Source organism: Advenella kashmirensis WT001, from assembly GCF_000219915.2.
Taxonomy (GTDB): domain Bacteria; phylum Pseudomonadota; class Gammaproteobacteria; order Burkholderiales; family Burkholderiaceae_B; genus Advenella; species Advenella kashmirensis.
Genome location: NC_017964.1, coordinates 4,096,577 through 4,123,117, shown reverse-complemented (window position 1 = coordinate 4,123,117; position 26,541 = coordinate 4,096,577). Strand labels below are relative to the sequence as shown.

Below are 26,541 nucleotides of genomic sequence, written 5' to 3'. Positions count from 1 at the left end.
AATAAACGACAAATCCTTGAAAACATGGTGTCATTTCTTTGACAACTGTCATAGAACGTCTGTATTTTTCACGCCCCGGCGTAACCGGGAGAAAAACCTTTTTACGTACATGCAGCATACAGAACAGGACAATTCCCATGTCCGCCACACCGGTCAGGCGCCCATTTTCCTTATCGGCATGATGGGCGCCGGCAAAACAACCATCGGCCGAGGCTTGGCCCGCTCGCTGGGTCGCGAGTTTCTTGATCTTGATCACGAACTCGAGGCCCGTTGCGGGGTCAGTATTCCAACCATCTTCGATATCGAAGGCGAAGCCGGTTTCCGGCGTCGGGAAACCCAGGTACTGCAGGAGATCACCTTGCGGCGCGATGTGGTCCTGGCCACCGGCGGTGGCGCCGTTGTGGCGCCCGAAAATCAGGAACTGCTGCGCGCACGCGGTATCGTGTTGTACCTGAAGGCGGGCAGCGACGAGCTCTTTCGGCGAGTCGCAAAGGATAAAAATCGCCCCATGCTGCTGACGGCCAATCCTAAAGCGCGTATCGTAGAACTGTTAAAACAGCGCGAACCCATTTATGAAAGCCTGGCCGATTTCACCATCGAAACCAGCCACGGCTCCATCAATACGGTACTTGACGCGATTGACCGTCTATTGAAAGATTATCAACAACGAGGTGAAAGAATCTGATGGCCCCAGTTAACGTCGCTACATCTGCCGGACAATACCCCATTCACATTGCGCCGGGGCGCCTGCAGCATATTGCCGAATCGGTCCCGGCCAATGCAACGCGGCTGGTCATCATCAGCAATCCTGTCGTTGACGGGCTGTACGGAGACGCATTGCGCCAGGCACTGGCCGGCCTGAACAAACCGGTGCTCACCATCATTGTGCCTGATGGCGAATCCTTCAAATCACTGGATACGCTCAATACCATTTACGATCGCATGCTGAGCGAAAAACTGGACCGCCGCGCCGTCGTGCTGGCGCTGGGCGGTGGTGTCATCGGCGATATGTCCGGGTTTGCGGCAGCGACCTATATGCGTGGCATTCGCTACATGCAGATTCCGACAACGCTGCTTGCCCAGGTCGACTCCTCGGTGGGCGGCAAAACCGCGGTCAATCATCCGCTGGGCAAAAACATGATCGGCGCCTTCTATCAGCCATCAGTGTCGATATCGACATCAATGTCCTGCGCACCCTGCCGGCCCGCGAAGTGTCGGCCGGACTGGCTGAAGTGATCAAATACGGTCTGATCATGGACCGTACGTTTTTTGAATGGTGCGAAAGCAATGTCGCGCAACTGGTGGCGCTTGATGCAGACGCGCTGGCCTATGCCATCGCACGCTGCTGTGAGCTCAAGGCGCAGGTCGTCTCAGAAGATGAAAAGGAAACCGGTCTGCGCGCCATCCTTAACCTGGGCCACACTTTCGGTCATGCGATCGAGGCAGGTCTGGGGTTTGGCACCTGGCTGCATGGTGAGGCAGTGGCCTGCGGGCTGGTTCAGGCTGCCGTGCTCTCGGGCAAGGTGCTGGGCCTGCCTGAAACCGATATCGCGAGGGTACGCGCGCTGGTGCACGCCATCGGCTGTCCGGATATTGCGCCGGATCTGGGGGAGAGCACGTGGCTTGACCTGATGCAGGGCGATAAAAAAACCGAGGCGGCGAAATACGTTATGTACTCATGCCGGCAATCGGCCAGGCGGTGGTTCAGGCTGCTCCATTAAAGCAGGTTCAGGAAACGCTCAGCGAGACGGTCGGCGATATTGCCATCGGTCGTCGCGCAGCTCAGGTTTCCGATATGGCCGGCACCCAGGCATAAAGCATGACAGTGACCACGCTAGCGCCCTACGCGACCCATCCTGCCCACTCCAGGGGGCGGCAGCATCAGGAAGATGCCGACCCGGCGCGCGACCCTTTCCAGCGGGATCGTGACCGCATCATCCATAGCGGGGCCTTTCGCCGGCTCGAATATAAAACACAGGTTTTTGTTAATCACGAAGGTGATTTATTCCGTACCCGCCTGACCCACAGCCTGGAAGTGGCGCAAATTGCACGGGCGGTGGCGCGCAATCTGGGATTGCACGAAGACCTGACCGAAGCGATCTCGCTTGCCCATGACCTGGGTCACACCCCATTTGGCCACGCCGGACAGGATGCCCTTCACGATTCCATGCAGACGCTGCGTCCCGGGGCGGGCGGCTTCGAGCACAATCTGCAAAGCCTGAGGGTGGTCGATGAGCTGGAGGAGCGCTATGCCTCGTTCAACGGCCTGAATCTGACTTTTGAAACCCGCGAGGGAATTCTCAAACATTGTTCGCTGTCGCACGCACGCCAACTGGGCGAAGTAGGGCAGCGCTTTATTGATAGAAAGCGACCGGGCCTGGAAGCGCAACTGGCCAATCTGGCCGACGAAATTGCCTATAACAATCATGATATTGATGACGGCCTGCGTTCCGGTCTGATCACGATTGAACAGATGCGTCAGGTGCAACTGTTTGCCACCTACCATGATGAAGTGAGTCGTCTGTTTCCCGACGTGACCGGGCGCCGGCTTATTGCCGAAATTATCCGGCGCATGATCAACGCGCTGATCGTTGACCTGACCCACACGACCCGGGACAATCTGCGCATTCATCACATTCAGACACGTGAAGACGTGACAGAAGCGCCGGCGTTGCTGCAGTTTTCAGACGCCATGCGTACGCAGGCAGACGAACTCAAATCCTTCCTCATGCATAATCTGTATCGCCACTACAAGGTGATGCGCATGGCGAACAAGGCCAGCACCATTGTCCAATCACTGTTCAAGGCTTTTGTGGATGATCCGCGGCTGATGCCGGCAGACTACCGGCACGATGATGAACGCAGGCAGGCGCGCGCTATTGCCGACTATATCGCCGGGATGACCGATCGTTATGCGATCAAAGAATACAAGCGTCTCTTTGTCGTATAAACCGGGGTATTGCACGGCAAATTGAATTGACTGACATTAAGAATTATTCATAAAAGTACAATTCATTCTTTTTTCAAAAAGCATCAAGAGTATTTTCAAAATAGGAATTGTGCATCTTGTTGGAAAATGATTTCGCATTTTCAATTTAGTTAGTCAAGCGAAATCCTATGGACAGTCCGGCCCCACTCTTGCGCAGCTCTCATGCTCTGTTTGTCGATGGCAATATGCAGAGTTTGCACGGCGTGCTTGCTGCCATGCGCAGCGCTGGTTTCCGTATCACAGTTGCATTTGATGGGCTGCAGGGATACGAAAAAGCCATTACGCTGCAGCCGATGTCGTTGTTTCGGAATTGCACTTGCCCCGACTTGATGGTCTTCCGCTATGTCGTCGGCTCAAGGCCAACACGCTCACCACAGATATCCCCGTGCTCTTCTATAGCGATCTGGACGATCCGCAATCGCGCCTGCAGGCACTGGAATATGGGGCCTCCGACTTCATCTCCAAGTCTCATCCGTATGATGAAGTAGTGGCGCGCATCCGCATTCATGCGGGTATCTCCCAGCGGTTGCATAGTGTGCGGCAACAGCGGGCATCCATGTCCCTGCCGCAGGGCCAAGACCCGCATCCGGGTACCATAGACAGCGATGATGAAGTGGCCGTGCGCATCGTCATGCAATATGCCCAGGAGCATCTGTCTGAAGACCTGAGTCTGCCCAAATTGTCAGCGCTGGTGTCCATGAATAAAAAGCGCCTGAATCGCGCCTTCTACAATGTTTGCGGTTGCAGTGCCTTTGAATACATTCGTGATTTACGTATGCGTACAGCAAAACACCTGCTGGCCACCACGTCGTTGCGCACCCTAACCATTGCTGAAGACGTGGGGTTTTCCAATGCCGCGAATTTCGCTACGGCATTTCTGAACATGCAGGGCATGACGCCGTCGGAATACCGGCGGAAAACGAAGCAAATACGGGTTTCCGAGAGTGTGAAAAACGTGAATGACGTATAAGCGACGACAGCGAACCGATATACAATAAAAAGAAAAGGAGACCTGCCTTGCTTATACGCCATGCAACCTATGCCGCAACAGTATCGGCTACCCACTGGAATGTGCCGCAACACTACAATATCGGCATTGACGTTTGTGATAAATGGGCAGACGGAACCGGCCGCCTTGCCATCATTCATGAAAAGTCGCCCTCGGATATCCAGTACTACACCTTTGACCAGTTGAAAGCCTATTCCAACCAGTTCGCGCATGTATTGCAACAGGCTGGGGTGGCGCGTGGCGATCGGGTGGGTATTTTGCTTGCCCAGGGCATTGAAACTGCGATTGCGCATATTGCCTGCTACAAGCTGGGACTCATTGCCATTCCTCTGTTTTCACTGTTCGGCTCCGATGCGCTGGCTTATCGTCTGTCCAATTCCGGCGCGCGAGCCTGGTAACCAATGCAGATGGGGTGGCCAAGCTGGGCACGATTGCGACACCCTTGCCCGAACTGAAAACGGTTGTGGATATTGACGCCACGCAAAATACAGCGGCAACGCTGGCATTCTGGCCATCGCTGCAACAGCAGCCCGATACCCTTGAGCCGGCGCGCACCCTGGCTAATGATCCGGCCGTCATCATTTACACGTCTGGCACAACCGGCAAGCCCAAAGGGGCCCTGCATGCGCACCGGGTCTTGCCGGGGCATTTACCCGGCGTTGAAATCTCCCATAATTTCTTTCCCGACAATGCCAAAGTCATGTGGACACCTGCAGACTGGGCGTGGATCGGCGGTCTGTTTGATGTCCTGATGCCGTCATTGCATCACGGCATTCCCGTGTTGGCCTGCCGCTTCTCTAAATTTACCGCCGAAGCCGCTTTCGAGATCATGTCGCGGCACCAGGTCACGCACACCTTTTTGCCGCCAACGGCGCTTAAAATGCTGCGCCGGCTGGAAAACCCGCGTGAGCGCTGGCCGCTGGCGCTTCGTTCCATTGCCAGCGGGGGTGAAAGCCTGGGGTTGGAATTGATAGACTGGGGGCGCCGCAATCTGGACATTACCATCAACGAATTTTATGGGCAGACCGAATGCAATATGCTGGTGTCATCCTGCGCCGATCTGTTCGAACCCAAAATAGGCAGCATGGGCAAGGCCGTGCCAGGGCATGACGTGCAGATTGTCAACGATCAGGGGCAGGTGTTGCCAGACGGCACCGAGGGCAATATCGGCGTCAGAAGTCCCGATCCGGTCATGTTCCTGGGCTACTGGAATAACCCGGAGGCTACCCGGGAGAAATTTGCCGGCGACTTCCTGGTCACGGGAGACATGGGCGTGCGGGATGAAGAGGGGTTTTTCCGCTTTGTCGGTCGCAATGACGACGTGATCACCAGCGCGGGTTATCGCATTGGCCCGGGCCCCATCGAAGATTGTATTCTGGGGCATCCGCTGGTTAGCATGGTTGCCGTGGTGGGGCTGCCCGATGACGAGCGCACCGAAGCGGTGACTGCTTTTGTCGTGCTGAACGAGGGCGTGGCGCCATCGGACGCGCTTAAAAAAGAAATCCAGGAACACGTCAAAACGCGCGTCGCTGCACACGAATATCCGCGCCGCGTTTATTTTGTCGACGCGCTACCCATGACCACAACCGGCAAAATCATTCGCAAGGAACTGCGCAATTACACCGAAGCTGCCGGGTAGTTTTGGGCACAGGTGCTCACAGGGCTACCCAGGGACCGGTGTTTATAACGCTCAGGCATCCATCACGCATGGCCAGGTTCGATCAGCCGTTGATCGAACACAACTAAGCCCTTGGTCATCTATCGCGTCGGTCTCGCTTGAGCATCGTTCTCGCTGCAAGCGCGCAGCCCCTGCTGAAATCATGTAGGGCTGCTCAGGCCTTTTCTCTTTCCAGCAGGGGTTTCAGGTAGCGTCCCGTGTGGCTCTTCGGGCTGGCGGCAATATCGGCGGGCGTGCCCGTTGCCACGATCTGTCCGCCACCCTGGCCGCCTTCTGGGCCCATATCAATAATCCAGTCGGCGGTCTTGATCACATCCAGATTATGCTCAATAACCACAACTGTATTACCTGCATCCACCAACTGGTTGATCACCTTGAGCAATAGTGCGATATCGGCAAAGTGCAGGCCGGTTGTAGGTTCGTCCAGAATGTACATGGTCTTGCCGGTACTGCGCTTGGACAGTTCCAGCGACAGCTTGATACGTTGCGCTTCCCCGCCCGAGAGCGTGGTGGCAGACTGGCCCAGGCGGATATAACTCAGGCCCACGTCCATCAGGGTCTGCAGTTTGCGATTGATCACCGGCACCGCGCTGAAGTATTCCAGCGCCTGCTCCACTGTCAGATCCAGCACATCGCTAATGGTACGGCCCCGGTAGCGGATTTCCAGGGTCTCGCGGTTATAGCGCTTGCCATGACAGGTATCGCAAGGGACATACATATCGGGCAGAAAATGCATTTCAACCTTGATAACGCCGTCGCCCTGGCAACTCTCGCAACGCCCGCCTTTGACGTTAAAGGAAAAGCGCCCGGGATCATAGCCGCGGGTACGCGACTCTGGCGTGCCCGCAAACAACTCACGGATTGGCGTAAACAGGCCGGTATACGTGGCTGGATTGCTGCGCGGCGTACGACCGATAGGGCTTTGGTCCACATTGATGATCTTGTCAAAGTGCTCCAGCCCCTCTACCGACGTAAAGGGGGCGGGCTCGGTCTGGGCGCGATGCAATTCATGTGCCATCAGCGTTGCCAGCGTGTCGTTGATCAGGGTGGATTTACCCGAACCGGATACACCCGTGACGCACACCAGTTTGCCAGCAGGTACCTGCAGTTCGACGTTTTTCAGATTGTTGCCCGAGCAGCCGCGTATTTTCAGCCATGCCTGCTCCTTATCCAGCTTGCGCGGATTATGCGCCTTGATGCGCATGCGTCCACTCAAGTAAGCCCCGGTCAGCGATGCTTCATCATTGGCAATCTGGTCCGGGTGCCGGAGGCAATGATCTGGCCGCCATGCTCGCCTGCTCCCGGGCCCATGTCCACCACCCAGTCTGCCGAGCGGATCATGTCTTCATCATGCTCGACCACAATCACGCTGTTGCCCAGATCGCGCAAATGCGCAAGGGTCTGGATCAGCCGGTCATTATCACGTTGATGCAGCCCGATAGAGGGTTCGTCCAGTACATACATGACGCCGGTCAGTCCGGATCCGATCTGGCTGGCCAGCCGGATACGCTGCGCCTCGCCGCCGGAAATCGTATCGGCGCTGCGATCCAGCGACAAGTAATTGAGGCCCACATTGTTCAAAAACTCAAGTCTGGCACGGATTTCCCGCACAATCCTATCGGCAATTTCCTGCTTGGATCCGGTCAGATTCAGGTTTTCAAACCAGTGCAGGCATTCGGACAGCGCCATGGCCTCCACTTCATAGATTGCCATGCCTACCCGCGAACCGCCGCGAGGTTCATTGCCGATCAGCACATGCCGGGCGTCTTCACGCAAGCGCGAGCCGCCGCAATCGGGGCAGACCTGCAGGCTGCGGTACTTGCCCAGTTCTTCACGCACGGTATTGGAATCGGTTTCCTTCCAGCGACGCTCCAGATTGGGAATAATGCCCTCGAATGCATGCTTTTTGACCGAGCCGCGGCCCTTGTCGTTCAGGTACACAAATGAAATTTCTTCGCTGCCCGAACCGTACAGCACCGTTTTCTGAATCGCCGGCGGGAGCTCTTCAAAAGGTACATCCATATCGAATTCGTAATGCGCCGCCAAGCTGGTCAACAGTGAATGGGTAAACGCATTGCGCTTGTCCCACCCCTTGATGGCGCCGCTGGACAGGCTCAGGGTGGGGAAGGCCACAACCCGTTTCGGGTCAAAGAACCAGGTGTGCCCCAGGCCATCGCAGGTTGGACAGGCGCCGACCGGGTTGTTAAAGCTGAACAGGCGTGGTTCCAGCTCTGCCAGCGCATGATTGCAAATGGGACAGGCATAGCGGATAGAAAACGGCTGTTCGTGCTCATTGTCCATATCCAGCACCAGCACGCGGCCATCTGCCAGCTTGAGTGCGGTCTCTATGCTCTCGGCCAGCCGTTGCTTGCTTTCTTCCCGTACCCGCAAGCGGTCAATGACCACATCAATCGAGTGTTTTTCGTTTTTATTCAGAACAGGGCGCGGCTCCAGCTCGGTCATCTGGCCGTTGATGCGCACCCGTACAAAGCCCTGGGCCTGCAACTGGGCAAAATCGTCTTCATAGCTGCCCTTGCGTTCCCGGGCGATGGGGGCCAGGATGGCAATGCGCGTATCGGCAGTCATGGCCAGAATGTGGTCCACCATATGTGCAACCGACTGCGCCTGCAGGGGTTCGCCATGGACGGGACAGTAGGGCGTTCCTACGCGGGCATACAGCAGCCGTAAATAGTCGTGGATCTCGGTAATGGTACCCACGGTGGAGCGGGGGTTATGGCCCGCCGCCTTCTGCTCAATGGAGATCGCCGGCGACAGGCCTTCGATCAGGTCCACGTCGGGCTTGTCCATCAGTTGCAGGAACTGCCGGGCATAGGCCGACAGGCTTTCCACATAGCGGCGCTGCCCTTCTGCGTACAATGTGTCAAAGGCAAGCGAAGACTTGCCTGAACCGGATAAACCGGTCAGAACGACCAGTTTATGACGGGGGAGGTCGAGCGACACATTTTTTAAATTATGCGTACGGGCACCGCGAATGCGGATGGCATCCATGAAATTATCTTTTCCTGTTGAACGAACTGGGTTTTTCTCGGACTAATCCATTACTATAACGCAGGTGTCAATCCCAGTTATACCTTCCTCCCACTTTGTCTTTTTATTTGCTGAATGAATTCCGCTGCGCCAAGTCAACCCGCTCAAGCAGATGCTGCCAAACCGGCTAAACTCAAACTTACGCCCACTGAACGCCGTGCCAGCACGACGCTGGCGCTGCTTTTTGCAGTTCGCATGCTGGGCCTGTTCCTGCTGACACCGGTTTTTGCCGATGCGGCCAAAAGCCTGAGCGGTGGCAGCAATGCGGCCCTGGTAGGCGCCGCCATTGGTGCGTATGGCCTGACCCAGGCCATTTTGCAGATTCCGCTGGGCATGGCTTCGGACCGTTTCGGACGCCGCCCGGTCATTATTGGCGGTATGGTGCTGTTCATCATCGGCGGCATTATCTGCGCCCTCAGCGATTCGGTGACCGGCGTTATCATTGGTCGTTCCATCCAGGGGCTGGGGGCCATTTCTGCAGCCATTACCGCCTGGGTGGCAGATGCGACACGCCCGGAAGTGCGCACCCGCGCCATGGCCATGGTGGGAGGCTCCATTGGTATTTCGTTTGCCCTGGCGCTGGTGCTCGCGCCCCTGCTGGTCGAATATGGCGGTTTGTCGGGCTTGTTCTGGGTTATTTCCCTGCTGGGCTTTGTCAGCCTGCTGCTGGCCACGTTTATTGTGCCGGTGGCGCCCTTGCAGACACCCGCCATCCAGTCCCGTGCGCAAGATGTCCTGAAAAACGGCGACCTGTTGCGTCTGAATTTTGGCGTGTTCTGCCTGCATTGCATCCTGATGTCCATTTTCGTGGTGGCGCCGCCACTGCTGATCGGGTTAGGTGGGTTGACCACAGGTACGCTCTGGAAAGTCTACCTGCCCGTGATTCTGGCCTCGTTTGTGGCCATGGTGCCGGTCGTTTTCTACACGGAAACGCGGCACGTGCACAAGCAGAGCCTGGAGTGGAGCGTAGCCGGCCTGGCCATCGTCATGGCCATCATGGCTTTTGCAACCCATTCGTTTGCCGCCATTGTGGTGCTCTTCGTGGGCTATTTCGTTGCATTCAATATTCTGGAAGCGCTGCAGCCGTCGCTGGTATCGCGCGTCGCCCCCGCAGAGCACAAGGGGCTGGCCCTGGGGTTCTATAATATGTCCCAGGCGTTGGGTGTTGCCGCCGGGGGCGCGGTGGGCGGTCTGCTGGCCCGCTACACGGGTGTGCCGGCCGTTTTTCTCATGGGAGCGGCACTGGCTGCCGTCTGGTTCTTTACTGCCAGAAGCTTCAAATCTCCTACGTAAAGCCCGCGGTGGCTATAATGACCCAATTGTGCAAGCCGGTAAGGGCAGTTAAGATACTGTCCTGATTACCATCTACAGTCAGGATTTAACCATGGCATCAGTCAATAAAGTCATACTCGTCGGCAATCTGGGACGCGACCCGGAAGTGCGCTATTCTCCAGATGGCGCGGCGATCTGCAACGTCTCCATTGCCACTACTTCAAACTGGAAAGACAAGAATTCGGGCGAGCGCCGTGAGGAAACCGAATGGCATCGCGTGGTGTTCTATAACCGCTTGGCCGAAATCGCCGGTGAATACCTCAAGAAAGGCCGCTCGGTTTATGTCGAAGGTCGTCTGAAAACCCGCAAGTGGCAGGATAAGGACACAGGCGCAGACCGTTTCTCAACCGAAATCGTGGCAGACCAGATGCAAATGCTGGGTGGTCGCGAAAGTACAGGTACGGGCGGCATGGACGATGGCGGTTTTGGTGGCGATGAGTCTTATTCCGCTCCGCAACAACGCCAGGCACCCCAGCAGCGCAGCCAGGCACCGCAACAGCAGCGCCCCGCGCAAAAGCCTGCAGCCAATATCATGGATATGGACGACGATATTCCGTTCTAGCGGATACCTACTCCACTTTGCAAATAAACCCCTGTAATAACCAATATTGCAGGGGTTTTATTATTTATATTTTTTGATGGTATCGCATATTATAGAAAATATGCGATACCTTTTGAATGTGTAAACAATGAACGCAAGACATAAGGTCAAGTTGGCTTCTGGAGAGTAATTTTGCTAACCGCAGTTCTGATTGCAACCCCCAATACTGCGCATTATAGGCCAAGTCCCGAGGCGCTTGCTCACCCTTGGTGCCCAGCGTCACGATCGAATTCAAGATTGTATGGTTCTTTTCGCCTTATCAATCGTACGGCTCCTCGTTGCACCAGAAAAGGGCAATGATTGTACCCACAGGCATGAACCACGAGACGAGCTGATACCAGCCGCTTCTGTTTGTGTCGTGCAGGCGACGTGCGGCGACGGAGTGAAACGGTATCAATGTAAAGGCCAGCAAGATTGAAAGAACAAGGTCTGAAAGATTGAGCAGGCCGAGCATCAATAGCAGCAGCACATAGAAAAGCATCGCATACCAGAATTCCGTACGGCTAGCTCTGCCCGTAAAATTAAAGTATCCGGTAAAAAACCTGCGCACCGCCGTTGTAAAGCTGACTGGCGAAGCCGTCTTGCCAAAGCGGTTAGGGCCTTGCGATGGTCTGCTCTTGTAGGAAATTACAAAAACAACAAGCAGCGAAGCCAATATACCAAATGCGAAAATCCAATGCATTAATCCGAAATCTCCATTCTTATGATTATGGGTAGGTTCCAATAGGGCAAGACGACGTTGCAGCCGAAACCAAATCCGGTCCTGCTTTATGCCTGGACGAGATAATTTATTTTTCTAAATTAGGCAGATTAGCTATTGTCTCAAGATGCGTAACTGCTGCTGCAACGGCTATTAAGATTGCCGGCTGAAAGGCGGCTGAGGCGATCCCACCGAACAGGCCGAGCCAAAGCATGACTCCAGATCTTGGCCCGGAGTGCAGCATTTCAATAATTCCCATGACCACGCCCAGGGCCTGAATGACAAATATCACTATAGCGACAATGCAAAGTAGTTGCGGTGCTGTTCGAATTAGTTGGGTGGCAATTTGGCCCATACTCCACTTCTGACCTGATCTCTGAGTAAATATATTTATACTTTGAATGAATATTCAAAGTATATTTGAGTAATCATCGAACAAATCAGAATCTGTGCCTGTTTTGGTTAAAAACAAGTCCGCTGATACGGACTACTTGCTTAAAGTACGACAAATTAGCCGCTGCGACCTTTTCACATCATTATTCATTGACAAGTAGCTGCCAGGTGCAAGCAATTCCGGGGATTTGTGATGAGTGTAAATTTTTGCCGCTCAGTTACGGGCACGATATATTTATCTTTTTTGCTGGTGGCTGCACATCCGGTTGTCCTGATGCCATTGAGCGCCGTTAGCGCCGATACATATTAAGGGCGGTCGCCCCGTTGCAGCACGCACATTCATGGACAAAATCACCTTGCACGGATATTATTGAGACCCGTTCACCCCAGAAGCAGCCACCACCACGGTCAATGATCCATGGACGATATTGCGCGCACTTTTAATGAGCTACGCCCACGATTGCAGAAAATCGCCTATCGCATGCTGGGATCGGTAGCCGAAGCAGAAGATGTCGTGCAGGACGCTTGGCTGCGCTGGCATGGCGCCGTGCAGGATCACATCGAAAATGTCGAAGCCTGGCTCGTGGCGGTGACGACACGGTTGTCGATAGACCGGTTGCGGGCAGTCAAATCGCAGCGCGAGCATTATGCAGGCATTTGGCTGCCCGAGCCATTCATGACGCAATCGCCGCCCACACCTGAACAGATCAGCGAACGCGCGGACGACGTGTCCATGGCATACCTCTTGCTGCTCGAACGCCTGACCCCAGAAGCGCGTGCGGCGTTTCTTTTGCATGAGGTTTTTGACGCAGACTATGATCAGATCGCGGACATTCTTGGCAAAACCCAGGCAGCCTGTCGGCAGTTGGTGAGCAGGGCACGTACGCAGCTGCGCAATGAACAGCCGCGGTTTACCGTGCCGCCTGAAACGCATCATCGCCTGCTGCAAACTTTCGCACAGGTGCTCGAGCGTGGCGATTTTGCCGGAATCAACGCACTGCTGGCCGAAGATGCCGTGCTGATGGGCGACGGTGGCGGCAAAGTGACCAGTTTTCCCAAACCCATGGTTGGCGGACGGCGTATTGCACAGCTGTTCATGGCTGCATCGCTGCGTTACAAAACCGGGCTTCATATTCAGATGGTTGTGCTCAATGAGCAATGGGCCTTGTTGCGTTACATCCAGGGTCAGCTTGAATCGGCGTTGATGTTCGAAGTGGATGGTGAGCGGATCAACCGCATTTATGTCCAGCGCAATCCCGATAAGCTGGTACGCATTGCAGCAGCAGTGACGCCAAGCTGATCGTCGCCGGCAGTTCCGGTGCAGCCTTCACCAGCGATTTGGTGCCTGCCGGGCAACACGGTGATCCCTTCTACCTACCTACCGCCTTGCCCTCGTATTGCCTACGATGATGCTATTCGGCCTCCCGCCGTATTCAGTGCCCGAACATCCGTGGCGCTGCCTTCTCTCTGGAGCAATCATGACACAGCGCATCAACTATATTCAGCAATCGCCTGAACTGTTCAAAAAATTCATGGAATTTAGCAACGCCCTGGCAAACAGTGCCATAGAAACATCGATTCGCGACCTTGTTTCGATTCGTGCTTCTCAGCTCAATGGTTGCGGATTTTGCCTGGATATGCATGTTAAAGAGGCGCGCATCCATGGAGAACGAGAGTTGCGTATTTATCACTTGGCAACGTGGCGCGAGTCCACGCTTTTTGCGCCGCGCGAACGGGCAGCGCTTGCCTGGACCGAAGTGCTGACCAGGCTGCCCGAACATGGCGTCGCAGACGATATCTATGAGCGGGTGCGGGAACAGCTGAGCGAAAAAGAACTGTCTGACCTGACCTTCGATGTAATGGCTATTAATGCATGGAATCGCGCCAATGTTGCGTTCAAGACGGTCCCCGGCTCTGCCGACAAGGCGTTTGGTCTGGATAAGGCCAATCTTGCCTGAGCCGGGCTCCTTTCATTCACCCGATCGGCATTAGGGTTGTATGCCCGGGCCGTTTTTAGGAACGCTTGTATGCTTAATCTGAAACATGTCGCACTTACCTGATCATGATCCCGCTGATCTATACGGGCAGTGCCCAGGCAGCACCACCCGCAGCGGTGGTCAACAAGGTCATGACCCAACCTCTGGCCGACTATCCCGGCAAGGAAATGCTAATGATTACTGTGGACTACCCGCCGGGCGCGGTAGATCCGGTGCATCGGCATAACGCTCACAGCTTTGTCTATGTGCAAGAGGGCACTATTGTCATGCAGGTCAAGGGAGGCAAGGCAGTGACGCTGGGGCCGGGCCAAAGCTTTTATGAAGGGCCAAATGACATCCATACCGTTGGGCGCAATGCGAGCAAGACCAAGCCGGCAAAATTCGTTGTGTTGTTATTGAAGGACCAGAACGTCCCGTTCTTTATCCCCACGCATTAGCCTGTCTGTTGCAAGCAATTGTAATAATGGCGCAAAGGCGGCAATTGCTGTCACAAACCGTGGTGTTCATACGTCTTGTTCAGTATGGATACTCCGACCTTTCTTCCAATGCAGAGCGAACCAGTACGCCCGGCCCCCGCGCCGACGCGCTTGCCAACAGCTTTGTGACCAGCTACGCTGGGGTAGTGGCTTTTCTGGCTGTTGCCAACGAAGGCAGTTTTTCCCGAGCGGCAGACCGGCTGGGCATTGGCCGCTCGGCAGTCAGCCGCAGTATACAAAAACTTGAAGCACAGCTCGATACGCGTCTGTTTCAGCGCACGACGCGCAGCACCTCGCTGACACGGGAAGGCCAATTGTTTTATGAGAACTGCCAGCCTGGCGTGGAGCGCATCGTTCATGCACTGGAAGAGTTGCGGGAATTGCGCAATGGGCCGGCGCAAGGCCATCTGCGCATCCATGCGAGCCCCGGGTTCGGACGCAAAGTAATTGCGCCGCTGCTGACAAGCTTTCATGCCCAATATCCGGCTATCACACTTGAATTGCTACTTGATGTGCGTCCTGCTGACTTCATGACCGATCGCATAGACGTTTCCTTTCGCGATGGCCGGATGCAGGACAGCGACATCGTGGCACGACAGCTGGTTCCGATGCAGATGTTCGTTTGCGCTTCCCCCGCCTACGCACAGGCTTATGGTCTGCCACGCCAGGTTGACGAGCTGGGCAGCCATCGCTGTATAAATTTTCGTAATGCCCTGGGCCGCATCAGGGAGTGGGAATTCAAGATCGACGGTCTGCCTCACCGACGTATGCTGCCAGCCCGGCATACATTCAATGATCTTGATCTGATGCTGCAGGCGGTGCTGCAAGGTCAGGGCATTGCCCAACTCCCAGGGTATCTGGTGTGTGATTTGCTCAGGGACCATCAATTGCAGCACTGCCTGGCGCAGCATGCGCCTGATGACGGCGGTCACTATGTCTGCTATTTAAGCCGCAAGCAGTTGCCGGCCAGAATTCGCGTATTTGTCGATCATATTATCGAGCACACGCGTGCGCTTGACCTCAATTGCATGCAGGCGCCGCTAACTCCGATCACGTCGTGATCCATTGCCATTGATGCGCCTGATGCAACACCATGGGGCCTTTAGCGGCGCTACCGCGACATCACGCTTCACCCTAGAATTTGCCATATACATCAACGCCAGGAGTATTCCATGAAAATCGTCGTCATCGGCGGCACCGGCCTTATCGGTACCAAAGTCGTTAATACGCTGCAGGCACAAGGGCATCAGGTCATTGCGGCAGCACCGTCAACAGGAATCAATACCATCACGGGTGAAGGCCTGGCGCAAGCCATGCAAGACACCAGTATCGTCATCGATCTTGCCAATTCCCCATCGTTTGCAGATCAGGATGTGCTCGCATTCTTTGAAACATCCGGGCGTAACCTGCTTGCCGCCGAGCGCGCTGCTGGTGTACAGCACCACCTGGCATTATCTGTGGTGGGCACTGAGAAATTGACTGAAAGCGGCTATTTTCGTGGCAAGCTGGTACAGGAGAAGCTGATACGCGAATCGGGCATTCCTTATACCATTGTGCAGTCAACGCAGTTTTTTGAGTTCCTGCGCAGTATTGCGCAGGCAGGCGGCGAAGGTCAGACCGTGCGTATCTCTCCGGCGCTTTTCCAGCCTATCGCGTCGGATGACGTGGCTGCGGCAGTGGTGGACTATGCGCTCGGTGCGCCGAGCAATGGGAGCGTGGAAATTGCCGGTCCCGAATGCACAAAGTTTTCACATATGGTGCAGCGTTACCTGCAGGCAAGCGCCGATTCGCGCACAGTGGTGGAAGATGCACAGGCGCTGTATTTCGGCGCCCGGCTCAGCGAAAATTCCCTTATTCCAGGCACGGCCAATCCGCGTCTTGGAACGGTGAATTTTGATGCCTGGTTCGCTCAATCACAGTTGTCGACATAACTAGCGCACCCCTCAATTCGCATGGCTGATCTGCAACCGCCGTCTTTATCCTTGCTCGACGTCTACCATGGGCGCGAAGCCAGGACGCTGTATTCCACTTGCGTGACTGTAACGGGTGGCGATGCCGGGCACGGACGCGCCTCGGGCGTTGCCCGCTCCGATGATGGCAATCTAGACCTGCATTTGCGCCTGCCTGCCGCGCTTGGTGGGCCGGGCGGGGGAACCAATCCGGAGCAGTTATTCGCGGCCGGCTATGCCGCCTGTTTTCATGGCGCGCTAAGCCTGCTGGCCGCTCGCTCAGGCATTTCTATCCCCGGCAGTTCTGTGCAGGTAACGGTCGACTTCAGCCGCGACCCGGTCGATGGCCTGTTTATGCTGACTGCGTACACCTGTATTCGTCTGCCTGGGGTAGAGCGAACCCTCGCGCAGGAACTGGTGCGCAATACAGAGCGATTCTGTCCATATACAAAAATGGCGCGACACGGCATTACCAATACTGTCGCGCTGGCTTGCCTGGACGAAACAGCTGAGCGCTAACAGCGCGTCTTTCCTGTCCAGCCGGCCCATTCACCCCTTTTTTATGTTGAGTAAAACGATGAATCAATTCGAAAACAAGGTTGTACTGATCACCGGTGGCGGCGCAGGCATCGGTCTTGCAGCCGCTGCAAAATTTGCCGCTGGCGGCGCTCAGGTTATTATTACCGGACGCAGGCAAGCTGCCCTGGCGCAGTCTGCGCAGACCGTCCCGGGCATTGAGTATCTGGTGGCAGACGCCGGCAAGCCAGGCGATGCCGTGCAAACCATCGATCAAGTCATACGTCGCCATGGACGTCTGGACGTGCTGGTCAACAATGCAGGCGCTGGCGCAATCCTGCCGTTGTCAGAAGCCGGAGCCGAGCAGATCAGCGACATATTTTCGGTCAACGTTATCGGCCCGTCTTTGCTGGCCACCGCCGCATTGCCGCACCTGAAGCAGTCGGCGGGCAGTATCATCAATGTGTCCAGCACCTTTGGCCACAAGGCTGCATCGGCACTCTCGCATTACGCCGCCAGCAAGGCAGCACTTGAACATATGACGCGTTGCTGGGCACTTGAGCTGGCGCCCGATGGCATACGCGTGAACGCTGTTGCGGCAGGACCGACAGAAACGGATTTTCTGGCTGAAAGAATGCAGTTGTCTGCTGAGCAGATAGAGAGCGTCAAAGCCGATGAGCGTGCCCGCATTCCGTTGGGCAGGCGCGGGCTACCCACAGATGTGGCCGGCTGGATTGTTGCGCTTGCTTCTGCCGAGTCCGGCTGGGTCACCGGGCAGGTGCTGGCGGTCGATGGCGGCCTGAGCGTGGCGTAACGCGGATCGCTTTTGCACTGCGCCTGCTCGCCCTCATTTACCGAACACTGTTTTGAGCTGGGCCTGCAGGTATTGCGTGAGTGTCTTAATGGCAGCCGATGCCAAGTGTGGTCTGGCTGTTGTCAGGATATAAAGTGTCGCGTCAATACCGCCTATCCGATATTGAGGCAATACCAATTGCAGATTGCCCTCGGCTACATCGCGCGCAACAACGTAACTGGGCAATAGCGCGACCCCAAGATCGTTTTTGGCGGCTGTGAGTAAAAAGCGGAAGTTCTCCGATTGCAGGCCGGGCTGTAGCTTGAGCCTTGTGGCAGTCTCACCGTTCTCCAATATGATCTGCTCGTGGAAACGCCGGTTAGATGAGCAAATGAATTGCAGTTGTGCGATCTGCTGGGGGTCTTGCGCTGCTTTACTATGTGCAGCCAGATAACCCGGAGAGGCGCACATGCGCCATTGCACATCGCATATTTTTTTTGCGACATAATCCTGGGGCGGCTCGGCCACGACCCGCAAGGCAACATCCACCCGCGATTCAATCAGATCGTTTACGCGATTCGAAAACATGATTTGCAGATTAAGCCGCGGATAGGCTTTTTTGAAATCAATCAAAATCGGCTGCAAGATGAGCTCCCCCAAGCCGGTTGGCACACTCAGTCTTACGGTGCCTGTCGGTTCTGCACCCAGCATCAACATTTGGTTGGTTGCGGCTTCCAGTTCACGCAATATGCCCAGTCCGTGCTGGTACAGCACTTCACCCTGCTGGGTGAGCTCCAGGCGCCGGGTTGATCTGCGAATCAGCTGGGTATTTAACTGTGCTTCCAGTCGCTTCAGGCTCTTGCTCACATGTGACTTGGTAATGTGATGGCGTTTTGCCGCCTCGCTGAGCGTGCCGGTGTCAATGATCGTCACAAACAGACGGATCAGATTCAGGTCCAGCTCACTGTAGTTGTCCATTCTGTTCCTTCTCCTTTTCGGTCGAATTTCAGACGAAATATCCGTATTGTTATTGTCAACTCACAGGAAACATATATTAGCTATTTATCCGCATTGTTTCCAGCAGATGACATTGCTACACTCAATTGCACAGGAGACAACTATGCAAAACCAAATTTTTTCAGACAATCTATTTCAGGGTCAGCGCGTGCTGGTAACGGGAGGCGGTACCGGCCTGGGTCTGGCCATGGCCGAAAAGCTGGTCAGCCTTGGCGCACAGGTGCATCTTTGCGGGCGCCGCCAGCACGTACTGGAAAAGGCCGCAGCCAATCTGCAGGCGAGTTTTCCGGACAGCCGTGTTTTTGTTCATTCGGTCGATATCCGGAACTCAGACAAAGTTGACCAAATGGTTCAGCAAATCTGGGACGAGCATGGCGGCGTAGACGCATTAATCAACAATGCGGCCGGGAATTTCATTTGTCCGACCGAGGATATTTCAATCAATGGTTTCAAGGCGATAACCGAAACGGTGCTCAATGGCACATTCTATGTCACCCAGGCGGTTGGCAAACGCTGGATTGCTACGCAGCATCCCGGTTCAGTGGTATCTATCGTTGTCACCTGGGTCTGGACCGGGTCGCCTTTTGTCGTGCCTTCGGCCATGTCCAAGTCCGCAGTCGACACCATGACCAAATCGCTGGCCATCGAATGGGGGCGCCACGGTATTCGATTCAATGCCATCGCCCCGGGAGTGATTCCAACAGAAGGAGCATCGGCAAGGCTGCGTCCTACCGAGAGCAACACTGATGCGCTGGTTAGTCAGAATCCCATGCAACGCCTTGGCCAGTTCAGCGACATTGCCAATCTGGCCACCTTTTTACTATGCCCGGAAAACAGCTGGCTCAACGGCCAGACCATCGCCCTGGACGGTGGTGACTGGCTGGCTAACGGTGCGTACTTCAAGCAGTATTTCGAATGGGATAAAAACGACTGGCAGGTTGCCCGTGAACGTATCCAGGCGCGAACGGCATCCGTTGCGCAAAGCTAAGGAGCGCCAATGGAACCGATAATTGTTATCCAGGACAGAAAAACCAGCAAGGCAGCGCATCAGTCGCGAGCCCGCCGGCTGGCATCCGGCCTGCGCGCACTTGGTCTGAAACCAGGCGACACGTTTGCGATCATGTTGCGCAATAGCGAAGCCTTTCTGGAGTCCATTGATGCCAGCAGGCAGGTCGGCACGACATATTGCCCCATCAACTGGCATTTTGCCGCTGCCGAGGTTGGTTTTTTGCTTGGCGATAGCGGTGCGCGATTGCTTATTGTGCATGCCGATTTTTGGGATCGCATACAAGCAGTCGTGCCGCCATCCATGCTCGTGTTGATCGTGGATGAACATCCTGCGTGCACTGGCCAGGCGAACGCGCCGTTGCCCTATGCCAGCTGGCGCGATGGGTTCTCTGAAAGTGACCAATTTGCCGATGCGCCGCGTGGGCACATGGCCTACACCTCCGGCACGACCGGCAAGCCAAAGGGTGTGGTACGACATGTGTTTCCCCCGGAGATTGCCGCAGATCGCAAGCAGGCGGCGCAAAAGTTGCTGCAGCAAACGTTCGGCCTGGCCCAAGGGTGCAGGGCATTGTTGCCGGCACCTATTTATCACAGTGCGCCCAGTCTGTTTGCCCAGAATGCATTGCAAATGTGCGATACCTTTGTAGTGACAGACCGATTCGATCCACTGGAAGTGCTGCAACTGGTGCAGGCGTATCGCATTGAAGTACTGTATCTTGTTCCGATCATGTATGTGCGTATGCTCAAGCTGGACCAGCAGTTGCGCCAGCGCTATGACCTCAGTTCCCTGCGCTTTATTGCTTCCACCGGAGCCCCTTGTGCGCCGGACATCAAGCGGGCAATGATCGAGTGGTTAGGCCCTATTGTGTATGAAACCTATGCATCCAGCGAGGCAGGCCTGATTACATTGCTGGATTCGCATCAGGCACTGGCAAAGCCGGGTAGTGCAGGCATGCCGGCGGGTGAGGCCGTGATCAGAATTTACGACGAGGACGGCAGCGAGTGCGCACCCGGTGTCGCCGGTTATATTTATGTCCGGCAACCGGCATATGCTGATTTTCATTACCGCAATAATCCGCAGGCACGCAACGACATCGATAAAGACGGACTGATCAGCCTGGGAGATATCGGTTACCTGGACGACGATGGCTTCTTATTTGTCTGCGACCGCAAATCCGACATGGTGATCTCCGGTGGGGTCAATATCTATCCTGCAGAAGTCGAACACCAGCTCTTGCAATATGAGGGCATCGCCGATTGTGCGGTTATCGGTGTTCCCGATGCCGAATTTGGCGAGTCGCTGCTTGCGTTTGTACAACCGCAAGCCGGTCAAACGCTGGACACCCAGGCGATCGCAAGCTGGTTGCAGGCGCGCATGGCCAAATTCAAGGTTCCGCGCCAGTTCCTAATCGATGCAGCCTTGCCCAGGGATGATTCCGGAAAAATATACAAGCGCTTGCTACGCGATAAATACTGGGCTGGCCACAGCCGCAAAGTCTAATACAACTGTCATTGTGTGATGGAAAAAGCCCGATAAGTGGCAAAAACGAATAACCAAGGAGACTGTTCATGAATCAACGCATTGCAAACATCATTATTGCAGCTACCGCTACGTTCGGCCTGGGCGTGGCTGCGCCAGCCTGGGCCGCTTATCCCGAGAAGCCCATCAAACTGGTTGTGCCGTACACACCGGCAGGCGCGGCAGACCAACTGGCGCGAGCGCTGGCGCAGAACATGGGTCAGGCACTAGGGCAGGCGGTGGTAGTGGAAAATAAGCCGGGGGCCAGCACCAAAATAGGCGCAACCCAGGTGGCACGCTCGCCTGCCGATGGCTATACCCTTTTTCTGGCAAGCAATTCAAGCATGGTGCTTAACCCCCTGCTTTACAAGAAGTTTCCCTATGATCCCGAACGCGATTACCGTATCGTTTCCATCGTTGCCGATATTCCACTCGTTGTAATCACAAATGAGAAATCCGGCCTGGATAGCATGCAAAAGTTTGTAGACTACGCCAAGCAGCACCCAGGTAAGCTTAACTATGCTTCTGTGGGAAACGGCAACCCTTTGCACCTGGCCACCGAATTATTGCTCGGTCAATATGGCATCAAGGCAACCCATGTTCCCTATAATGGCAGTGCGCCGGCGTTGACGTCTCTCATGAGCAATGATACGCAATTGATGATCGACGTGATCAGCACTTCACTGCCGCTCATCAAGGACGGAAAAATCAAGGCGCTGGCCGTCACCTCGCCCAAGCGTCTTGATGTCCTTCCTGATGTGCCCAGCGTATCGGAAATCGGCAAGACCAACTATCAGGCCTCAACCTGGTTCGGTATTGCCGTGCCCAAAAGCACGCCCGACACTGTCGTGGACGCTCTTCGGATGGCGATTGACACCACACTAAAGAATGAATCATTTCAGAAACGGTTCGAGACACTGGGCCTTTATGTTCAGCAACCGCGCGCGCAGCATCAGGTTGACCAGTTTGTTGACGAGGATCGCGCCAAGTGGAAGACAGTAATAGAAAACAACCGGATTTCGCTGGACTGATAGAAGCGCGCTCAGGCGTCGGGTGCCATTTGGCGGGTCTCGGGCGCTTGGGGTTTTTCTGCCCGTTTCATGTGCGCTGCCGGCGACCATAATCACAAACACAGCCACACATTGCCGGTCGAATTCGGTGACAGTTAGATCATTGGTGTCGCTTACTAATCGACGGGCACAGCGGCGTTCCCGACTGTCTGGCCAGCGCGAAGCAGCCGTAGCAGGCAGGGGGATTTGTCGCTGCCCTGTAAAACAGTTCTGCAATTGCGCGGGGTAATATTTAATCCAAATCAAATATATGATTGACTCCTCACAACAAGCCACGAGCCGACGTGATGGTCTGCTGCACAGTATCAGGGTAAATACCAAGGGATTGGATGCCAATTCATTTGCCCCAGCCGCAGCAACCTCGTCAGGCCCGGCACAGCACTAGTTTTGGAGGAACATCAATGCGCCATATCAAGAGACGCACATTAATAGCTGCTTCACTGAGTGTCGTTATGTCTATCGGATTACCCGCGTATGCCCAGGGAGATGGCAAACCGATTACGATCGTCGTGCCGTATGCTGCCGGTGGTACAAATGACAACTTCGCCCGCCTGCTGGCCGATGGTATCGGCAAGGAACTGGATCGCCATGTAATAGTCGAAAACAAGCCGGGCGCCAACGGCATTATTGGTTCGTCATACGTGGCCCGTGCCCGGCCGGATGGAACCACCTTTTTGCTGGGTGGCTCTGGTCCGGTTTCATTGAATATTCTGCTGCGTCCGGCACTGCCCTATGGCTTTGACAGTTTTGATTCGGTGGCCATGCTGTTTGATGGGCCTTTGACCATCACGGTGCCGACCTCGCTGGGCGTCGATTCCGTTGACGAACTGGTTGCCTATGGTAAAAAACGGGGCAGCCGCTGTTGTACGGCACAATGGGCCCGGGCAGCGTCTCGGACCTTTACGGCCGGATCGTCTCCAAAACCTTCGGTATTCCGTTAACGGCCGTGGCCTATAAAAACAATAACTCGGCGCTCATCGACTTGATGGCGGGGCGCGGCGACATGAATTACGCGACGCCGGTTCCCATGATCCAGAATGCCAAAAATTTGAAGATCCTGGCCCTGAGCACCGAAAAACGCTCATCGCATTTTCCAGACATTCCTTCAGTGGCTGAACTGGGCTATCCGCAATTGAAAACATCCTACTGGACGGCTTTGCTGGCCCCAAAAGGCACACCGGCGAAGATCATCAATGATGTGGCGGCCGCAGCCATGAAAACCGTCAAAACCAAAGCGTTCCAGCAGGTGCTCATAGACAACGGCCAGATCGAAAAGGCCGGCGGCCCGCAAGTGCTTGATGCGCAATTGAAGGCTGATCGCCAGCACTGGGGTAATGTCATTAACGAAAACAAAATCGTCATCAATTAACAGCCGATGCAGCCGTTGCAGTGGGCCGTGGCCGTTGGAAACGGTAGCGATTGCAGCGCAAGCGTAGCGGCCAGTTTGACGGGCCGACAGCCGGATACGGTCAGACAGCAGGATTTCAGGAGAAGCACAAATGTGCAATCAGATGCGGCGCGGCTTGATTGTCGCGGTAATAAGTGCGGTTTTGGCCTGGGCAGCGCCTGCGTTTGCCCTGGATGGCGATAAGCCCATTACGATTGTGGTGCCATATGCGGGAGGGGGAGCCAACGATAGTCTGGCCCGGCTGATGGCTGAGGGAATGAGCAAGGAGTTGGCGCGCCCCGTGATTGTGGAGAACAAGGGTGGTGCCAATGGCATTATCGGTACGTCCTATGTGGCTCGCGCTCGTGCTGATGGCAATACACTGCTTTTTGGCGGGACCGGACCTGTTTCCTTGAACATCATGCTGCGTCCCAAGTTGCCTTACGGTTTTGATAGTTTTGATTCCGTAGCCATGCTGTTTGACGGCCCGCTGACCATTACCGTTCCCACGTCGCTAGGCGTCGATTCGATGGATGAACTGGTTGCCTATGCAAAAAAATCCGATAGGCCGCTGCTATATGGGACGATGGGTCCGGGTAGCGTCACCGATCTTTTTGGATGGATGCTCACCAAAACCCTCAACGCGCCTACCACAGCGGTTTCGTATAAAAACAATACGGCATCGTTGATTGACTTGATGGCAGGGCGAGGCGATCTGTCATTTGCCACACCGATTTCCCTTGTTCAACATCAGCAAGCCGGCGATCTGAAGATACTGGCGCTCACTACCGATAAACGCGATCCATCGTTTCCGGATATCCCTACGGTCACTGAACTGGGTTATCCGCAATTGAAGTCGTCCTACTGGACTGCGCTGCATGCCCCCAAAGGGACGCCCCGCAAAATCATTAACGAGATTTCGGCAGCCGCCGTTAAAACAGTACAGAGCGACGCATTTCGCAAACTGCTTCGGGACAATGGCCAGACCGAAAAAGCGGGGGCCCGACGCGCTGGATGCGCACCTGCAGGCTGATCGTGAGCACTGGGGTAAAGTGATCCGCGACAACAAAATCATCATCAACTAACGTTTTACGTTCTCTCTCGCTTGGCTTATGACTATTGATATTGAACCGCTAGGCTCGGTCCGCGCTGCGCTTGGCGAGTGCCCCATCTGGGATATGGAAAACCAGCGACTCTGGTTCATGGACTGCCGCGCTGGTCTTATTCATCAGATCAATCCGGCAACAGGCGGGCTTGTCGCCTCCAGCGAGGTACCGGCGCCGGCCGGCTCCTTTGCCCTGAACGCAGATGGGCGTCTGGTGGTGGCGTTAAAAGAAGCCATCGCGCTTTATGACCCGGCCACCGGCGTGCTGGAGACCATCGCACAGATTGAAGACAGCCATCCGAATTTACGTTTGAATGATGGTGAGGCCCTTGCCGATGGTTCCTTTATCGTCGGCACCATGCATGTGCTGCGCAACGAAGGGGAGTCGCCCCTGGGTGGTCTTTACCGGCTTTATCCAAATGGCCGGCTCGTCAAGCTGGACAGCAATATTGGCATTACCAACGGACCTTGTCTCAGTCCGGTGGACGGGCGATTCTACGTGAGCGATAGCAGCGTTCGCACCATTTATTCCTATGCCATTGCAGCTGGCGGCGCACTTGCCGACCGGCGTGTGTTTATCAACACCGAGGCATATGCATCCGGTCCGGATGGTTGCTGTTTTGATTCGGCTGGCGGGCTGTGGACTGCCTGGTGCATGCCGGTGCTATTGCCCGTTTCGCACCGGACGGCGTCCTGACGCACAAAATTGAACTGCCCTTGACGCATCCGGCGTCGCTGTGCTTTGGCGGGGCAAACCTGGACGAGTTGTTCGTGACATCCATCCGCGATAGCGGACGCCTGAAGGGGGATAAGCCGCTGGACGGCGCGGTCCTGCGGGTTCGTGGTATTGGTGCGCAAGGGCTGGCACCTGCACACACCCGTATTGGTATGCCGACTTAACCGCTATCCGCCTATCCGCCAAGCTGGCGGTATGCCAGGAACCGGCGGTCGCTGCCTGAGACTTCGGAGGCCACGAAATCCAGGAAGACCCGGATCTTGGCCGGGATCATGGGCGTGTCCAGAATCGTGGCATAGATACCGTCTTCGAAGGAGGAATTGGTTACCCGAAAATCGGGCAGCAGGCGTACCAGGCGTCCCTGGGCAATATCGTTGGCTACCGTATAGTCGTCCAGCAGGGCAATGCCTTCTCCCAGCCTGGCCAGTTCCAGCTGGGCAATACCATTGTTGGTGACGTGGCGCGGGTGCAGGCCACCTCGTCAATGCCCTTGTCAGACAGAAAGCGAAAAACATAGCCTTCGCCCGGTTTCAAATAGCATATCAAGGCATGGTCAGCCAGTTGCGGCGGTGCTGTAAGCGCGGGCATCGACGCAATATAGTCCGGGGATGCCACAAGGTGGCGCTCGCTTTTGAACAGAATCCTGCGCTTTAAGCCGGCTTCAACCGGTGGGGCGATGCGAAAATCAATATCTATTTGCGCCTGGCGCAGATCAGCCTGTGCTTCGGCCAGAATAAGTTCGACGTGAATGTCGGGGTACAGGGTACGAAAGCGCGCGATGAGCGGCGTGAGTACGCCCAGGCCGAACATGACTCGGGAATGGACTCGCAACAGCCCCTGCGGCGAGGTGCTGATAGCGGTAATGCTGTCGTGCGCGTGATTGATGCTCCACAGGATGCCTCCAGCTGATTGGCGTACTCCTGACCGGCCTCGGTCAGCATGACCTGGCGCGTAGAGCGCAGCAGCAATCTGACATTGAGTGCCTGCTCCAGTTCAGTAATCATTCGGGACACGGATGTAGGAGAAATACCGAATTGCCTTGCGGTCTCGGTGAAACTACCGTTGCGTGACACCGACAGAAAAAGCTCCATTGCTTTAAGACGATCCATTGATTACCCCGGAATATGCAGGACAGACAAGCGATTTTTGTCTATTCCATCATCTGGTAATTATAATTTAAGATTGCAGCAAGTCAATCAATACATACTAAAGAGGAAT

General features: G+C 55.3%; 23 protein-coding genes and 5 pseudogenes. 21 read left to right on the top strand and 7 right to left on the bottom strand.

Annotated elements, in window-relative coordinates; translation table 11 throughout:
- Nucleotides 1-109: 109 nt before the first annotated feature.
- The 5 genes and pseudogenes from TKWG_RS19320 (at nt 110) to TKWG_RS19300 (ending at nt 5,637) form a co-directional block, all read left to right on the top strand.
- A complete protein-coding gene (locus TKWG_RS19320) occupies nt 110-685 on the top strand; it encodes a shikimate kinase (protein ID WP_014752454.1) in 576 nt (191 codons plus the stop codon).
- A pseudogene (aroB, locus tag TKWG_RS19315) lies at nt 685-1,816 on the top strand (3-dehydroquinate synthase). Before TKWG_RS19320 ends, aroB begins: the two are co-directional and overlap by 1 nt.
- A gap of 3 nt (nt 1,817-1,819) precedes the next feature.
- Nucleotides 1,820-2,950 carry a deoxyguanosinetriphosphate triphosphohydrolase gene (locus TKWG_RS19310; protein WP_050981678.1) on the top strand — a complete coding sequence of 377 codons (1,131 nt, stop codon included), beginning with the start codon at nt 1,820-1,822 and terminating at the stop codon, nt 2,948-2,950.
- A gap of 304 nt (nt 2,951-3,254) precedes the next feature.
- Nucleotides 3,255-3,959, top strand: a complete 705-nt coding sequence (locus TKWG_RS19305) for a helix-turn-helix domain-containing protein (RefSeq protein ID WP_264300329.1) — start codon at nt 3,255-3,257, stop codon at nt 3,957-3,959.
- Between the two features lie 47 nt (nt 3,960-4,006).
- A pseudogene (locus TKWG_RS19300) lies at nt 4,007-5,637 on the top strand (acyl-CoA synthetase).
- A gap of 193 nt (nt 5,638-5,830) precedes the next feature.
- Here the strand turns inward: TKWG_RS19300 and uvrA are convergent.
- Nucleotides 5,831-8,637, bottom strand: a pseudogene (uvrA, locus tag TKWG_RS19295) (excinuclease ABC subunit UvrA).
- A 162-nt stretch (nt 8,638-8,799) separates the two neighbouring features.
- Between uvrA and TKWG_RS19290 the strand changes: the two are divergent.
- Both TKWG_RS19290 and ssb read left to right on the top strand, forming a co-directional pair.
- Nucleotides 8,800-10,017 carry an MFS transporter gene (locus TKWG_RS19290; RefSeq protein ID WP_014752451.1) on the top strand — a complete coding sequence of 406 codons (1,218 nt, stop codon included), beginning with the start codon at nt 8,800-8,802 and terminating at the stop codon, nt 10,015-10,017.
- A 91-nt stretch (nt 10,018-10,108) separates the two neighbouring features.
- Nucleotides 10,109-10,618, top strand: coding sequence for a single-stranded DNA-binding protein (gene ssb, locus TKWG_RS19285; RefSeq protein WP_014752450.1), 510 nt, complete (start codon nt 10,109-10,111; stop codon nt 10,616-10,618).
- Nucleotides 10,619-10,916: 298 nt separating this feature from the next.
- Here ssb and TKWG_RS19280 read toward each other — a convergent pair whose 3' ends face one another.
- A complete protein-coding gene (locus tag TKWG_RS19280; protein ID WP_014752449.1) occupies nt 10,917-11,339 on the bottom strand; it encodes a DUF805 domain-containing protein in 423 nt (140 codons plus the stop codon).
- A gap of 106 nt (nt 11,340-11,445) precedes the next feature.
- Entirely contained in the window at nt 11,446-11,712 is a 267-nt protein-coding gene (locus TKWG_RS19275) for a hypothetical protein (RefSeq protein WP_014752448.1), read from the bottom strand.
- 456 nt (nt 11,713-12,168) lie between these two features.
- Here TKWG_RS19275 and TKWG_RS19270 point away from each other — a divergent pair, with 456 nt between their 5' ends.
- The 7 genes from TKWG_RS19270 (at nt 12,169) to TKWG_RS19240 (ending at nt 17,502) form a co-directional block, all read left to right on the top strand.
- Nucleotides 12,169-13,050: an RNA polymerase sigma-70 factor gene (locus TKWG_RS19270; RefSeq protein ID WP_014752447.1), complete on the top strand. Its 882-nt coding sequence runs from the start codon at nt 12,169-12,171 to the stop codon at nt 13,048-13,050.
- Nucleotides 13,051-13,228: 178 nt separating this feature from the next.
- Nucleotides 13,229-13,708, top strand: coding sequence for a carboxymuconolactone decarboxylase family protein (locus TKWG_RS19265; protein WP_014752446.1), 480 nt, complete (start codon nt 13,229-13,231; stop codon nt 13,706-13,708).
- A 104-nt stretch (nt 13,709-13,812) separates the two neighbouring features.
- Nucleotides 13,813-14,184: a cupin domain-containing protein gene (locus TKWG_RS19260; RefSeq protein ID WP_014752445.1), complete on the top strand. Its 372-nt coding sequence runs from the start codon at nt 13,813-13,815 to the stop codon at nt 14,182-14,184.
- 26 nt (nt 14,185-14,210) lie between these two features.
- A complete protein-coding gene (locus TKWG_RS19255; protein ID WP_014752444.1) occupies nt 14,211-15,284 on the top strand; it encodes a LysR family transcriptional regulator in 1,074 nt (357 codons plus the stop codon).
- 111 nt (nt 15,285-15,395) lie between these two features.
- Entirely contained in the window at nt 15,396-16,154 is a 759-nt protein-coding gene (locus tag TKWG_RS19250; RefSeq protein ID WP_014752443.1) for an SDR family oxidoreductase, read from the top strand.
- A 21-nt stretch (nt 16,155-16,175) separates the two neighbouring features.
- Complete coding sequence (locus TKWG_RS19245) at nt 16,176-16,691, top strand: Ohr family peroxiredoxin (RefSeq protein WP_014752442.1); 516 nt, start codon at nt 16,176-16,178, stop codon at nt 16,689-16,691.
- Between the two features lie 58 nt (nt 16,692-16,749).
- A complete protein-coding gene (locus tag TKWG_RS19240) occupies nt 16,750-17,502 on the top strand; it encodes an SDR family NAD(P)-dependent oxidoreductase (protein WP_014752441.1) in 753 nt (250 codons plus the stop codon).
- Nucleotides 17,503-17,535: 33 nt separating this feature from the next.
- On the opposite strand, the gene TKWG_RS19235 is transcribed toward TKWG_RS19240, so the two are convergent.
- On the bottom strand, nt 17,536-18,459 hold the full coding sequence (locus tag TKWG_RS19235; RefSeq protein ID WP_014752440.1) for a LysR family transcriptional regulator: 924 nt from the start codon (nt 18,457-18,459) through the stop codon (nt 17,536-17,538).
- Between the two features lie 154 nt (nt 18,460-18,613).
- On the opposite strand from TKWG_RS19235, the gene TKWG_RS19230 reads away from it, so the two are divergent.
- The 7 genes and pseudogenes from TKWG_RS19230 to TKWG_RS19205 all read left to right on the top strand — a co-directional run bounded on the left by TKWG_RS19230 (nt 18,614) and on the right by TKWG_RS19205 (nt 25,487).
- Complete coding sequence (locus TKWG_RS19230) at nt 18,614-19,486, top strand: SDR family oxidoreductase (RefSeq protein WP_041710488.1); 873 nt, start codon at nt 18,614-18,616, stop codon at nt 19,484-19,486.
- A gap of 9 nt (nt 19,487-19,495) precedes the next feature.
- The gene (locus TKWG_RS19225; protein ID WP_014752438.1) at nt 19,496-21,007 is read left to right on the top strand and encodes an AMP-binding protein; all 1,512 of its coding nucleotides are present in this window, start codon (nt 19,496-19,498) and stop codon (nt 21,005-21,007) included.
- 68 nt (nt 21,008-21,075) lie between these two features.
- Entirely contained in the window at nt 21,076-22,056 is a 981-nt protein-coding gene (locus tag TKWG_RS19220; protein ID WP_014752437.1) for a Bug family tripartite tricarboxylate transporter substrate binding protein, read from the top strand.
- Nucleotides 22,057-22,547: 491 nt separating this feature from the next.
- Nucleotides 22,548-23,036: a tripartite tricarboxylate transporter substrate-binding protein gene (locus TKWG_RS26275; protein ID WP_014752436.1), complete on the top strand. Its 489-nt coding sequence runs from the start codon at nt 22,548-22,550 to the stop codon at nt 23,034-23,036.
- Nucleotides 22,970-23,464 carry a Bug family tripartite tricarboxylate transporter substrate binding protein gene (locus TKWG_RS26270; protein ID WP_264300257.1) on the top strand — a complete coding sequence of 165 codons (495 nt, stop codon included), beginning with the start codon at nt 22,970-22,972 and terminating at the stop codon, nt 23,462-23,464. Before TKWG_RS26275 ends, TKWG_RS26270 begins: the two co-directional genes overlap by 67 nt.
- A 130-nt stretch (nt 23,465-23,594) precedes the next feature.
- Nucleotides 23,595-24,515 carry a tripartite tricarboxylate transporter substrate binding protein gene (locus TKWG_RS19210; protein WP_014752434.1) on the top strand — a complete coding sequence of 307 codons (921 nt, stop codon included), beginning with the start codon at nt 23,595-23,597 and terminating at the stop codon, nt 24,513-24,515.
- Between the two features lie 79 nt (nt 24,516-24,594).
- Nucleotides 24,595-25,487: pseudogene (locus TKWG_RS19205) on the top strand (SMP-30/gluconolactonase/LRE family protein).
- 11 nt (nt 25,488-25,498) lie between these two features.
- On the opposite strand, the gene TKWG_RS26265 reads toward TKWG_RS19205, so the two are convergent.
- The 3 genes and pseudogenes from TKWG_RS26265 to TKWG_RS26255 form a co-directional block, all read right to left on the bottom strand.
- Nucleotides 25,499-25,741 carry a type 2 periplasmic-binding domain-containing protein gene (locus TKWG_RS26265; RefSeq protein ID WP_264300328.1) on the bottom strand — a complete coding sequence of 81 codons (243 nt, stop codon included), beginning with the start codon at nt 25,739-25,741 and terminating at the stop codon, nt 25,499-25,501.
- Nucleotides 25,702-26,154, bottom strand: coding sequence for a LysR substrate-binding domain-containing protein (locus TKWG_RS26260; RefSeq protein WP_264300256.1), 453 nt, complete (start codon nt 26,152-26,154; stop codon nt 25,702-25,704). Before TKWG_RS26260 ends, TKWG_RS26265 begins: the two co-directional genes overlap by 40 nt.
- 149 nt (nt 26,155-26,303) lie before the next feature.
- Nucleotides 26,304-26,414, bottom strand: a pseudogene (locus TKWG_RS26255) (helix-turn-helix domain-containing protein); the annotation flags it as partial.
- Nucleotides 26,415-26,541 lie beyond the last annotated feature (127 nt).

Excerpts from the sequence above, each read along its gene's own strand:
- TKWG_RS19320 (WP_014752454.1), top strand. The coding sequence starts at position 110 with ATGCAGCATACAGAACAGGACAATTCCCATGTCCGCCACACCGGTCAG.
- TKWG_RS26270 (WP_264300257.1), top strand. The coding sequence starts at position 22,970 with ATGGGCCCGGGCAGCGTCTCGGACCTTTACGGCCGGATCGTCTCCAAA.
- TKWG_RS19255 (WP_014752444.1), top strand. The coding sequence starts at position 14,211 with ATGGCGCAAAGGCGGCAATTGCTGTCACAAACCGTGGTGTTCATACGT.
- TKWG_RS19275 (WP_014752448.1), bottom strand. The coding sequence starts at position 11,712 with ATGGGCCAAATTGCCACCCAACTAATTCGAACAGCACCGCAACTACTT.
- TKWG_RS19210 (WP_014752434.1), top strand. The coding sequence starts at position 23,595 with ATGTGCAATCAGATGCGGCGCGGCTTGATTGTCGCGGTAATAAGTGCG.
- TKWG_RS19290 (WP_014752451.1), top strand. The coding sequence starts at position 8,800 with ATGAATTCCGCTGCGCCAAGTCAACCCGCTCAAGCAGATGCTGCCAAA.
- TKWG_RS19250 (WP_014752443.1), top strand. The coding sequence starts at position 15,396 with ATGAAAATCGTCGTCATCGGCGGCACCGGCCTTATCGGTACCAAAGTC.
- TKWG_RS19225 (WP_014752438.1), top strand. The coding sequence starts at position 19,496 with ATGGAACCGATAATTGTTATCCAGGACAGAAAAACCAGCAAGGCAGCG.
- TKWG_RS19245 (WP_014752442.1), top strand. The coding sequence starts at position 16,176 with ATGGCTGATCTGCAACCGCCGTCTTTATCCTTGCTCGACGTCTACCAT.
- TKWG_RS19310 (WP_050981678.1), top strand. The coding sequence starts at position 1,820 with ATGACAGTGACCACGCTAGCGCCCTACGCGACCCATCCTGCCCACTCC.
- TKWG_RS19280 (WP_014752449.1), bottom strand. The coding sequence starts at position 11,339 with ATGCATTGGATTTTCGCATTTGGTATATTGGCTTCGCTGCTTGTTGTT.
- TKWG_RS26275 (WP_014752436.1), top strand. The coding sequence starts at position 22,548 with ATGTCTATCGGATTACCCGCGTATGCCCAGGGAGATGGCAAACCGATT.
- TKWG_RS19265 (WP_014752446.1), top strand. The coding sequence starts at position 13,229 with ATGACACAGCGCATCAACTATATTCAGCAATCGCCTGAACTGTTCAAA.
- TKWG_RS19270 (WP_014752447.1), top strand. The coding sequence starts at position 12,169 with ATGGACGATATTGCGCGCACTTTTAATGAGCTACGCCCACGATTGCAG.
- ssb (WP_014752450.1), top strand. The coding sequence starts at position 10,109 with ATGGCATCAGTCAATAAAGTCATACTCGTCGGCAATCTGGGACGCGAC.
- TKWG_RS19240 (WP_014752441.1), top strand. The coding sequence starts at position 16,750 with ATGAATCAATTCGAAAACAAGGTTGTACTGATCACCGGTGGCGGCGCA.
- TKWG_RS19220 (WP_014752437.1), top strand. The coding sequence starts at position 21,076 with ATGAATCAACGCATTGCAAACATCATTATTGCAGCTACCGCTACGTTC.
- TKWG_RS19260 (WP_014752445.1), top strand. The coding sequence starts at position 13,813 with ATGATCCCGCTGATCTATACGGGCAGTGCCCAGGCAGCACCACCCGCA.
- TKWG_RS19235 (WP_014752440.1), bottom strand. The coding sequence starts at position 18,459 with ATGGACAACTACAGTGAGCTGGACCTGAATCTGATCCGTCTGTTTGTG.